This window comes from Endozoicomonas numazuensis, from assembly GCF_000722635.1.
In the GTDB taxonomy this organism is placed as follows: Bacteria; Pseudomonadota; Gammaproteobacteria; order Pseudomonadales; family Endozoicomonadaceae; genus Endozoicomonas_A; species Endozoicomonas_A numazuensis.
The window spans coordinates 242667-254672 of sequence record NZ_JOKH01000003.1 but is presented as its reverse complement, the minus strand read 5'-3'; the positions used below and the strand labels follow the sequence as shown (position 1 = coordinate 254672).

8 protein-coding genes are annotated in these 12006 nt (G+C 45.6%); 2 read left to right on the top strand and 6 right to left on the bottom strand.

Annotation, left to right across the window (positions count from 1 at the left end; genetic code table 11):
* The 6 genes from GZ78_RS13990 to GZ78_RS13960 form a co-directional block, all read right to left on the bottom strand.
* Window positions 1–1067: trypsin-like serine protease (locus GZ78_RS13990; RefSeq protein ID WP_236631566.1), on the bottom strand; the 1067-nt coding region annotated here is incomplete at its 3' end.
* Window positions 1068–1866: 799 nt separating this feature from the next.
* A complete protein-coding gene (locus GZ78_RS13980) occupies window positions 1867–2913 on the bottom strand; it encodes a hypothetical protein (RefSeq protein WP_034837188.1) in 1047 nt (348 codons plus the stop codon).
* A gap of 486 nt (window positions 2914–3399) precedes the next feature.
* The gene (locus tag GZ78_RS13975; protein ID WP_034837185.1) at window positions 3400–4116 is read right to left on the bottom strand and encodes a hypothetical protein; all 717 of its coding nucleotides are present in this window, start codon (window positions 4114–4116) and stop codon (window positions 3400–3402) included.
* A 22-nt stretch (window positions 4117–4138) separates the two neighbouring features.
* Window positions 4139–4828 carry a hypothetical protein gene (locus GZ78_RS13970; RefSeq protein ID WP_034837183.1) on the bottom strand — a complete coding sequence of 230 codons (690 nt, stop codon included), beginning with the start codon at window positions 4826–4828 and terminating at the stop codon, window positions 4139–4141.
* A gap of 492 nt (window positions 4829–5320) precedes the next feature.
* The gene (locus GZ78_RS13965) at window positions 5321–7042 is read right to left on the bottom strand and encodes a bifunctional protein-serine/threonine kinase/phosphatase (protein ID WP_034837180.1); all 1722 of its coding nucleotides are present in this window, start codon (window positions 7040–7042) and stop codon (window positions 5321–5323) included.
* Between the two features lie 111 nt (window positions 7043–7153).
* On the bottom strand, window positions 7154–8623 hold the full coding sequence (locus GZ78_RS13960; protein ID WP_034837177.1) for a NarK family nitrate/nitrite MFS transporter: 1470 nt from the start codon (window positions 8621–8623) through the stop codon (window positions 7154–7156).
* A gap of 447 nt (window positions 8624–9070) precedes the next feature.
* Between GZ78_RS13960 and nirB the strand changes: the two genes are divergently transcribed.
* Both nirB and nirD read left to right on the top strand, forming a co-directional pair.
* A complete protein-coding gene (nirB, locus tag GZ78_RS13955) occupies window positions 9071–11620 on the top strand; it encodes a nitrite reductase large subunit NirB (RefSeq protein WP_034838291.1) in 2550 nt (849 codons plus the stop codon).
* 28 nt (window positions 11621–11648) lie between these two features.
* Window positions 11649–12005 (top strand): nitrite reductase small subunit NirD, encoded by a 357-nt coding sequence (gene nirD / locus GZ78_RS13950; protein WP_034837174.1) that lies wholly within the window; start codon window positions 11649–11651, stop codon window positions 12003–12005.
* Window position 12006: the final 1 nt, after the last annotated feature.

Genomic DNA, 12006 nt, shown 5'->3' with positions numbered 1-12006 from the left:
TCAGTAGCTTCAGTAGCTTCAGTAGCTTCAGTAGCTTCAGTAGCTTCAGTAGCTTCAGTAGCTTCAGTAGCTTCAGTAGCTTCAGTAGCTTCAGTAGCTTCAGTAGCTTCAGTAGCTTCAGTAGCTTCAGTAGTTTCAGTAGTTTCAGTAGTTTCAGTAGCTTCAGTAGCTTCAGTAGCTTCAGTAGCTTCAGTGGCTTCAGTGGCTTCAGTGGCTTCAGTGGTTTCAGTGACTAAATCGCAATGTATATCTTCCCAAAATTGAGTCAATGGAAATAAACGATCACTGCCACTGCCACTTGAGATTAAGCTAATATTTGTATGGGTTTCAATAAACTCTAAGTTTCTTGAAACTGGTTCATAAAGGTTAGGGTAATCACTACCCTTCCATAACCCTCCAAAATGCAACCCTAGTAATAAATGCATTTCATCATTTGTTAAAAATAATGGAGAACCAGAATCTCCTCCTTCACCTATGCCCATATATTTTAGGTTGTATAACTTTGGAAATACTGAAATGTCGCACCCGTAGCTTGGAAGCCATTCCAGTAATGCTTCTTTTAAAACAGAGTAGTGTGCATAACCAGCAGTTAATGGGTTCTGAATACCATTAATGTCAGAACAATTATACTTTGTTGTATCAATAGTTATTGGAGTTTCATCTGAGGCTGTTTCTAATTCTAGAATTGCAATATCGTGCTCATGAAATTTACCAGTCAGAAAATAATTGTATGGAATATAATCAGGATGAATTGCAACTCTTGTAATACCTATATTTAACTGATCTTTTGAGTTAGAAAAAATAACTCTAACACAGTTCCTACTAATAGGGTTAGACACACAATGAGCAGAAACTAATGCATGCGTTTTAGAAATTAACACAGCAGTACAATTTTTTATAGAAAATTTATTGACTTGTTGCAATATCCAAGGATATTTCCCACTTTCAACATCTTGTGCTGGTAAAGTATATCGTTTAGAAATACTCATAGTATTTGAATAGCAATATATCGATGAAAAAATCAGAACTATTAATAGGTTGATAGATATGCTGGAGTGTAATTTCATTGTGTTAGCATCTTAAAAAAAGAATACTGTTGATAGTAGTTCTTTTTCAGCTGATTTATCACAACTTACTCTTTGACATATAACGCCTGCTTAAGCCGCGCCGCCGCAGGCGGCGTCGGGGGAGCGAAGCGACCGAACTTGAAGCATTTGTGTACGCCCGGCATGGGCATGAACTTATGGGGTGAAAGTCCCCTGTAGGAAGATCACCGTTGAAACCCCTGTTGTGATTAAACGCTAACTACTAGCGAACGGCAAGGGCCAGCCCGTGAGGTCTGGTCTGGAGGAAGCCGCTAGCCAAGCTGCGAGCTGATGAACAAGAACATCCTATGAGGCGTAGGCTAGAGGCGAGTTGGCACAAGACAACGAAGCCACGTGATCTGACGGCCACCGTAAAGGATGCAGTTGCGCAGTGACAGTTCATGTCCTTATCCGGGGAGATCTGCTTAACACGCGATCGGTTACTTTCCAGTTCTCAGCCACTGGTCTCAACAGGCTCGGCGAACAGAATGCATCCCCCTGTTCGAGCAAACCGGATTACCACCGATAGCGNCGAAGGCCTGAACATTAAGAATAAAGGAGGAGCCTTGTCAGACTTGAATACACGAATGCCGCCCGGTAATGACGTGACTCAGCGTGATGATACGAAGCCAGCCTTTGGCGACAATCTTTTCGACCACGTTTTCACTGGGGGACGGATGGATCAAGCTTCACCATTCTTAATGAAACGCCCTGTGCGGACCCGCATGCAGGGTGTTGTGGGGGCTGGAGGTTAGTAACCTCCGGCTACCCGATTAGGTTTTTATAACTCCTCTCTGAGAGAGAAATCGTGATTGTCTAGTTTGTAACCAAATGCATAGCTCTCTTCGACTGTTATGTCCGGTTTTACAAGTCTAATTATTTTTAGCATCCCATCTTTAATATAAGCTGGTGTTCTTGGATCAAAACATATTGATTCAATGAAATCATGGTTGATTGGGATTTCTACGGTCTTAGGTAAATCTTGTATTGCAGGCTCATAAATCAAAGCACCACCAAAGAAGTAATCCAGCTTACTCTTGTGCTCAGGTTTGCGCCATTCCTCTTCCAATAGGTCGTTTCTGTAGTATACCCTGAAGCAAGCTCTTAGCTCTCTCTCATGCCGAAAACACTTGTCCTTTAGAAAGCTAGATTTCCCTATTTCAATAATTCGATCATCTTCAATTTCTTTGATGTTTTTCTCGTAGATTTCCTTTTCATCCTTGGAGAGATCTTTGTCTATTGATTTAACGCATTCTTTCACATACCGGTCGTGTTTTTTCTTGATTTCCGAGCTTAACTCTTCAAAAGAAACATATTTCACATTATCAGTGTCTGGGTAGCTCAAAAGAGTTATGGAGCCTTTAGGCGCGTCTAGTTGATTTAAAAAGTAATGGTTCTTACCAAATTTATTGACTGCATTTTTTAATTTTTTCTCTGTGGTTTTAATTCGTATTGAGTCTTTGTTTTTTGAATACAATAGCCACATAGCCATTAAGTCGGGCTCTTTAGTCCAACACGAGATATATGATATTGCTTGTATCCTCTCATGATGCTCTTTGATTTTGTTGTGTTTTTGGAGCTCCCATGAATAGGAAAAGGACTCTTGAGCACTTAAGACATTACCTAATCCTTCGTTTGGATCATCCATGAGCATCAATTGAGTAAATTTTATATTTGAGTCATGCAGGATGGTGCATAATTCTACCAGACTCATGAAGCGATATATGAAGTCCATTTTATACTCGATAATTTCTAAAAACCTAACGCCTGCTTCAGCCGCGCCGCCGCAGGCGGCGTCGGGGGAGCGAAGCGACCGAACTTGAACCATTTGTGTACGCCCGGCATGGGCATGAACTTATGGGATGAAAGTCCCCTGTAGGAAGATCACCGTTGAAAACCCTGTTGTGATTAAACGCTAACTACTAGCGAACGGCAAGGGCCAGCCCGTGAGGTCTGGTCTGGAGGAAGCCACTAGCAAAGCTGCGAGCTGATGAACAAGAACATCCTATGAGGCGTAGGCTGGAGGCGAGTTGGCACAAGACAACGAAGCCACGTGATCTGACGGCCACCGTNGTCTTGGCGTTGAAATCCGAACGGCAGTTGGTTGTGGTCGAAGCAGTAAAGGCCCGTGGAGAAGCGCGAAAACGCCGGGTATCAATCAGGCGCTATCGCTGGCTTATCTGAAATCACAGGGGCTCTATTCACTGCGGGACGGATGGATCAAGCTTCACCATTCTTAATGAAACGCCCTGTGCGGACCCGCATGCAGGGTGTTGTAGGGGCTGGAGGTTAGAAACCTCCGGCTACCCGATTATCAGTATCTTTGCGACAAAGCTTTACTAAGATTGCAGCTTTTACTTGCTCTTGAGACTTCTAAGCTGCCAAATATTTTTTCTTTCCTCTCAGGTATATTTTCCAAGAATTCTATCAACTCACCATTCTCATCTATTATCTGACAGGCATGATATAAAGATCCTTTCGATGAGTATTGATAAGATGCATAGATGTAGAGTTTTGGAGTTCCACTCTTTCTTGATATAAGAGGGTGAACATTAGTTCTTTTTTCTGAAGATAGGTTAGGATTTTCTTTTTTCTTTAATAGGTGATAGTCAAGATTTTTTTCAATGGTATTATGATTTACATTGTAAATCACATTGAAAATATCCCTATCATGACCTTGTATTTTATAACAGCTGTCGTTTGGCTTATTGGGTTTATTAAAGACTGGTTTTATATTAGTTTCTTTCTCAATCAATTTTCCAGATGAGTCAACAACTAAGCATATGTAATTGTATTTCTCATCGCTAGAAACTGGGTATTTCAAAAGGAAAGCTATGAACAAATTTTTCTTTCGATGAGAAAATTCTGTTGATATACGATAAAGACTGTATGTTCTGCCAAAACCTGCTTCTTCACTAGCAAGTTCTAATACTCTTGAATAGATCTGATAATAATCAAAGTTATACAGCCTTTCTTGAGCAAAGGCTTGCAATGAAAACAATGCTAAAACTAGATATTTAAATATTTGCATGATTGATACTGATAACGTCAAGCTAAGCGACGCGCGTTAGCGCGTCCTTGCTTGAGCGCCTTGTTATGCGTTTTTTAAAGATCGACTTTGCCTTATCCAAGTTTACTTCTTCAGACTCCATTATTTCTGATAGTATATTTTTACCGTACTGCCAGAGAAACTTATCTATCTGGTAGTTAGAGTAAGATTCAAGGTTATAACTCTCTTTGAATTTAGAGAAGTTTCTATAGAATTCCGAATATGACCCAGGGGAAGACAAATTTATTTTCATATTCTTTTCTTTCAGGTAGGCCACTATTACAAGCCATATATAGCTGTCGTAAATAGGGGTATATCTTTCACTTAGAAAATGTACATACTTAGATGCAAATGAAAGATTTTTCCTTTTATGGTGCTTTCCAGTTGTTTCGCTTACCCATTCAACTGAGGAAATCCGATCAACCAAATTAAGATACCCTTCTCTTCCCAGCTCTGAATGATTTTTCTTAATCTCTGAAACAATTTTCGTTACAACTGGCTTTATGTATTGAATGGAGGTTGAATAAAGCTGATTTAACGCAGCAACCTTTATGGATACTTCATTCTTATTTTCTTCATCCGATAAAGATGCAAATAGCTTCCCAAGACTCTCATTAATCTCATTCCCACCATCGGCATCATGCTGAGCTAGCATTCGGTCAATATTCTGTGCATTTATTTTAATCAGTTTCATATGCTCAACCTTAACTGAGATCTTACGCATAACAGCTTACTTATGCGACTGAGTGTCGCATAACATACTATCTGAGGGAAATACGACTGTCTCCAATCCCATAGATGCCGGGACTTGTAGATCCAACCTGTCTATTTAGATCGTTATTCAACCTGTCGCATTTCATGATTTGTATATTTTCCGCTTAACATTCTCATACGCGCCTTTTTATAAAAATAATATTTAAAATCAATTAGATAAGGAACTATGGGAGAATCCACTTATACGAACTAAATTTACGTAACTTTCGTACAAACTGACTGAAGAGCGGATGATGGATTGGGGTCAGACACGCTACCGCCCATAGACTTGGGCTGTACTGCGTAGCCACGAGCTAATATCCCTGAGCTCAAACCGCTTCCTGCTTTTTAACGAGTTCAATGTTTTTATTGAGCGACATATTACCTGTATATAATCTGGAAAGGTAGGTGTAGAAAACTGCTAAGCATTGGCTCAGCTGCTCAAATACTGAACCACATTGACCATAAAAAGTAACAGCGCAATCAGCTGCCAGGTAAGCACCGGATTCCGTTCTATCAAAGGTTGAAAGCTGCGACTTTGAAATGAACTGTTCGGTTGCTTCAAATCCTGCAAAAATTCAGACAGAGCCGGGTAACGTTTCGCCGGGTCGGCTGCTACGGCTTTTGCCAGTGCTGAATCTATCCATGAAGGAATCGATGAGTCGGACTGATTTGCGGGGCGGTATTTCATGTGCTGATAGTGTCGCACCCTCAGGCTGCTGCCTGAATGTTCAGGGTAGGGCAGTTCACCGGTCAATAATTCGTAAGCAATCACACCAATGGCAAACTGGTCGGCTCGTTCATCAATCACTCCATCCAAAAAGTATTCAGGGGCTGTATAGTTTTTGGTGCCCTGGGGTAATTCACTTTGAAGGGTTTGCTGGTTTTCGAAATCACCTGCGACGCGAGCGGATCCAAAATCAATCAGTTTCAAGCGGCCTTCCTGGTCAAACATCAGGTTTTCCGGTTTCAGATCCTGATGCAAAATCTGAAGTCTGTGCAGCCCCCGAATGGCAGTGATAATTTGTGCCACTATATCCCTGACTTCAGTCAGTGATGGTTTGGGATTTTCTTGCATCCAGCTGCGCAGTGTCTGCCCGCGAATGTGTTCACAGATATGGTAAAGAAATTGCCGACCCGTTCGGGGAGGCAAGACTTCCATGACGGAAGGATGTTTTATCCTGCGGCCGATCCATTCTTCGCGCATGAATCCTTCCAGGTAGTCCGGATCATCCTCAAAGTTAATGGAAGGCGTTTTAATGACCACATGATGAGGGCCTGGTGTGTCGGCCTGTGTATCTTCAGCCAGATACAGTTGGCTGCGTTTGCTGGCATGAAGCTCTTCAAGAATACGATAGCCGTCCAGTATCTGGCCGGGGTACAGATCGGGCGGTAACCTGAGTTCAGAAAGCCTTTGCAGGTTTTCAGTGGGGTCGCCCGCTGGTACTTGATCGATTCGGCCAATGACGCAGGTCAGATTGTCATTGCTGCCTTTTTCCAGCGCCAGATCAACCAGTTGTTGTGCAATCTCATCCAGAGGTTTCTGTTGGGAAAAACATTCTTTGATGGTGTCTTTCGATATAAAGTCATGTACGCCATCGGTCGTCAGTAACAGTAGGTCTCCGTCGTCCAGTATTTCTGACTTGTAATCGACTTCTACATCAGGGGCCATGCCCAGTGCTCTGCCCAGGTACTGTCGTCCGCCCAGAGTGGCAGTATGATCCCGGGTCAGGCATTCCAGCTCGTTATTTCTAATGCGCCATGCTCTGGAGTCTCCGGTATGCACCAGGTGCAAGGTGGTGGACTTTAAAATCATGGCGGTAAAGGTGGTGCACCAGCTGCCTTGATCTAAAGGGTCGGTATGACCTTGCTGGTATAGCCAGCGATTCAGGGCACTGAGAATTTTTGCGGCAGAGTGACGTGCCGTCCAGGAGTCAGGTGTGCTGTAGTAATCAGAAGTAAAACTGCGGATACTGGTATGACTGGCCCGACGGGCTTCTGTACAGGCGCTGACCCCATCAGCCAGAGCCAGCACAGCCCCCTTATAATTCATTGTGCTGGTATTGTCGGGGACTTCGGCCACCCAGGCGTCCTGGTTTTCTTCCTTGATGCCGGCGCTGCTGACACCGGCTGTCGTCATTTTTAACTGCTTCATAGAGGCTTTCTAATGAGAAAAACTTTTTAGTGGAGTAAAAAGTTTTTCAATTGCTCAAGGCTTTTATTTTAAGGGCCATCCGTCGGGATGACCCTCACTATGACAGGCGGATCAGGTTACATCAATCATGGTAACACTGCCGTCTGGCATCACTTCGGCAATCTGGCCTTTAGGTTCTTCCATCATGAATAGGGTGAAGAAACCAAGAACTGCGGTTCCTGCAATCACCATGAAGAATGTCGAGTAATCGACCAGAGACAGAACCGTCAGGTAGAAAACGGCACCGACATTACCGTAGGCACCTGTCATACCCGCAATCTGACCCGTCAGACGACGCTTGATCAGAGGTACGGCAGCAAATACGGCACCTTCACCGGCCTGTACAAAGAAGGAGCAGGCCATGGCAGCAACTACAGCCAGTACCAGAGGCCAGCTGGAGTCAATAATACTCATCATGTAGTAACCACCGGCCAGACCTGCAGTCAGAACCAGCAGGGTGATCTTGCGACCAAACTTGTCGCTCAATAAGCCACCACCAGGACGAGACATCAGGTTCATAAAGGCATAAGCGGAAGCCACCAGCCCGGCCATGACGGGGTCCAGCTCAAAGGTGTCTGCAAAGAACAGAGGCAGCATGGAAATTACAGCCAGTTCAGAACCGAAGGTAGCGAAGTAAAGAACATTCAGAACAGCAACCTGTTTGAACTGATACTGGTGAATCGCAGGTACAGGCTCAGAGAAAATGTGCTTGTTAACCTGCCACACTTTCCAGGAATCAAACAGGTAGATGGCCGCCAGTACCACATAGATGGCTGTTGAAATTTCGGCACTCAGCATGGCAACGCCGTTGGGTGAAAGCTTCCAGGTCAGCAAAGCCAGCGCCGCATACATAGGAATTTTCATAACCAGCAGAAGGGCAAAGTCGCCTTTGCTGGTCACTTCCATCGCCCCTACACTTTTAGGGCGGAAGTAGGTGGAGCCTTTGGGAGTGTCAGTGACATTCATATAAAAGACGACACTGAACAGCAGCGAAATAACGCCGGTCAGGCCAATGGCATAGCGCCAGCCGTCATCCCCACCAAAGACAAGGGCAAGGGTAGGTAGTGACATGGCGGCAGCAGCAGAACCAAAGTTACCCCAGCCACCATAAATACCTTCCGCTGTACCCAATTGACGGGCTGGGAACCATTCCGACACCAGACGAATACCGACTACAAAGCCAGCACCGATAGTACCCAGCAGAAAACGGGCAATGGCGGCTTGAGTAAAGTCATCCGCCATGGCGTACATAAAGCAGGGAATACTGCAGACAGCCAACAGTCCTGAGTAAACTTTTCTGGGGCCATAGACGTCGGTCAGCATTCCAATAATAACTCGGGCAGGAATGGTCAGAGCCACGTTAAGAATCAAAAGTGTTTTTAATTCTTCACGAGTCAGTCCCAGAGATTCTGAGATGGCCAGGGCCAATGGTGCATGGTTAAACCAGACGACAAAGCTGATAAAGAAGGCAATCCAGCTGAGGTGTAGAATTTTGGTCTTCCCGGTAAAGGAAAACAGGTTGAAGGAATCGGGATTGCTCATACAAACTCCTTGTTTGTGATAATTCTTATGTGAGCCGATTTTTCAACTCTATACGCAAACATCAGGCCAACATCTCCAATGCACTGATGTGTGCTGCATATTTATTCTTTATTTATGAAAGCATTGCCTTCTCCATATCTATATGTCCGCTGCTCAAAAGGCTGGGGTGTCCGAGTTTATGCATGCGCTCACCAAAACAGTGCTCGTTCCATAGCTGTTCATGAAAGGGTGCGTCATTTTGGTGCGCTTGCTTTAAGTTGCCAAATAGAACCCCCTCTTTTCATAGGGTTTAGAAAGTGGGCATGACAGTTGCATAAACCACTGCAGGTATAAAAGAGGCTAGATTCCAAACAGCCTCTAAGAACAAAGTCTTGAGTGGAGACGTTTCGCTGTATAAAGGATGCAGTTGCAGCGAACGAAGGCTCCACACTGAAGAGGATGTCCGAGATGAGCAGGAAAGAAACCCTGGTGGTAGTCGGTAACGGCATGGTTGGTCACCGCTTTCTGGAAAAGCTGGTAGATGCAGGTGGTTTAGAGCGTTACGACGTGGTGGTGTATGGTGAGGAAGTCCGTCCTGCCTATGATCGGGTTCATCTCAGCGAGTTTTTCAGCGGCCGTTCAGCGGAAGAACTCTCTATGGTCTCCGAAGGCTTTTATGATCAGGATGGTATTACCCTGATACTTGATGAAGCTATAACATCGATCGATCGTGAATCCTGTGAAGTGCACTCTGCCAGTGGGAATACAAAAAAGTATGACCAGTTGGTGCTGGCCACAGGGTCTTATCCATTTGTGCCCCCAGTGCCAGGTCACGACCGTGACAACTGTTTTGTTTATCGCACCATTGAAGATCTGGAAGCGATTAAAGAAGCGGCTCGTGACAGTAAGGTGGGAGCGGTTGTGGGTGGAGGCTTGCTGGGACTGGAAGCCGCCAAGGCTCTGAAAGATCTGGGCCTGGAAACTCACGTAGTTGAGTTTGCGCCACGGTTGATGGCGGTACAGGTTGATGATGGCGGCGGTGCTATGCTCAGGCGCAAAATTGAAGGCCTGGGCGTTTCCATTCATACCGGCAAGAATACCCAGCAGATAGTGGATGGTGAAGGGGCTGTTCACCAGATGCAGTTTGCCGATGGAGAGCAGTTGAACACCGATATTGTGCTGTTCTCAGCAGGTATTCGACCACGTGATGAGCTGGCAAAGAGTACCGGGCTGGAACTGGGTGAGCGCGGCGGTGTTGTTATAAATAACGATTGTCGTACATCGGATCAGCGCATTTTTGCCATTGGTGAATGTGCACTCTGGAGTGGCCGTATCTTTGGTCTGGTAGCACCGGGTTATCAGATGGGGCAGGTGGTTGTCGACCAACTGGTAGCCGATAAAGACAGCGCCCAAAGCAGTAGTCAGTTCACGGGTGCTGATATGAGTACCAAGCTGAAACTGATGGGTGTTGATGTTGCCAGTATTGGTGATGCTCACGGTAATACTGAAGGTAGCCTGAGTTACCAGCTGATCGACGAAGAAAAAGAAGTTTATAAAAAGCTGGTGGTCTCCAAGAACAAGAAAAAAGTCCTGGGTGCTGTGCTGGTAGGTGATGCTGAAGAGTATGGCACTCTGCTGCAGATGATGCTGAACGACATACGTCCACCGGAAAACCCGGCTGAACTGATCCTGCCACAGACAGACGGGTCTGCTTCTTCAGGTCTCGGTGTGGCAGCCTTGCCAGAAACTGCTCAGATCTGTTCCTGCTATGACGTCAGCAAAGGTGACCTGGTCAATGCCGTTGCCGGTGGCTGCATGGATATGGGCGCGCTGAAAGCTGAGACCAGTGCCGGTACCGGTTGTGGTGGTTGTACCGCTCTGGTCAAGCAAGTACTGGATCATGAGTTGACTGAGCTTGGGGTTGAGGTCAAAAAAGATATTTGTGAACACTTCCCTCATTCCCGTCAGGAGCTTTACCACCTGGTGCGTGTTGGTGAACTCAAGTCATTTAATGAAGTGCTGGAAAAGCATGGTAAAGGGCGAGGGTGCGATATCTGCAAGCCAACCATAGGCTCGGTGCTGGCTTCCTGCTGGAATGAATACGTGCTGAATGATCAGCATGCCCAGTTGCAGGACACTAATGACTATTTCCTTGGCAACATGCAGAAAGACGGCACTTACTCCATTGTGCCCAGGGTGCCGGGTGGTGAAATTACTCCCGATAAACTGATCACTATTGGTGAGGTAGGTCGGGACTATAACCTCTATACAAAAATTACCGGTGGTCAGCGTATCGATTTATTCGGTGCCCGGGTCGAACAGTTACCGGACATCTGGAAGCGCCTGGTTGATGCCGGTTTTGAAACCGGTCATGCCTACGGTAAGTCTTTGCGGACCGTTAAGTCCTGTGTAGGCAGTACCTGGTGTCGTTACGGTGTACTGGACAGTGTCAGTATGGCTATTGCTGTTGAAAATCGTTACCGGGGAGTACGTTCTCCGCACAAAATCAAGATGGCTGTATCCGGTTGTACCCGCGAATGTGCAGAAGCTCAAAGTAAGGATGTCGGTGTCATTGCCACAGAGAAAGGCTGGAACCTCTATCTGTGTGGTAACGGCGGAATGAAGCCTCGTCATGCCGATCTTTTTGCTACGGAGCTGGACGATGAAACTCTGGTCAAATACATCGATCGCTTCCTGATGTTTTATATCCGTACTGCCGATCGTCTGCAGCGGACTTCTGTCTGGATGGAAAATCTGGAAGGCGGCCTCGATTACCTGCGCGAAGTGATCATTGAAGACAGTCTGGGTATCTGTCAGGAACTGGAAGATGAGATGACCTACCTGGTAGGCACTTATCAATGCGAATGGAAAACCACCCTCTCAGATCCTGAGAAGCTCAAGCGTTTCAATCACTTTATCAACAGTGATGAAAGCGACAGTAACGTGGTGTTTGTGAGCGAGCGTGATCAGATACGCCCGGCCACAAATGACGAAAAGATTACCCTGAAACAGCTGTAAACGAAGCGAGCGATAAGGAGACTTTATTATGACTCAAGCCAATAAAGGTTGGACAACCGTTTGCAGTGAAGGTGATCTTATTCCTAACCTGGGTGTTTGTGCCCTGGTGGAAGGCGTTCAGATTGCCCTGTTTAAAGTAGACGACCAAGTATACGCATTGGATAACCACGACCCATTCAGTCAGGCCAATGTTATTTCCCGTGGCCTGGTCGGCGATCTGGAAGGGAAGCTGGTCGTGGCATCACCGATTTATAAACAGCACTTTGAGTTGAGTACCGGTCAGTGTCTGGAAGATGAGACTGTTTCACTGAATGCCTATCCGGTTGAAGTGGTGGACCAGAAGGTTCAGGTGTCACTGGCATCGGCTACCGTAGAGGCAGCCTGAT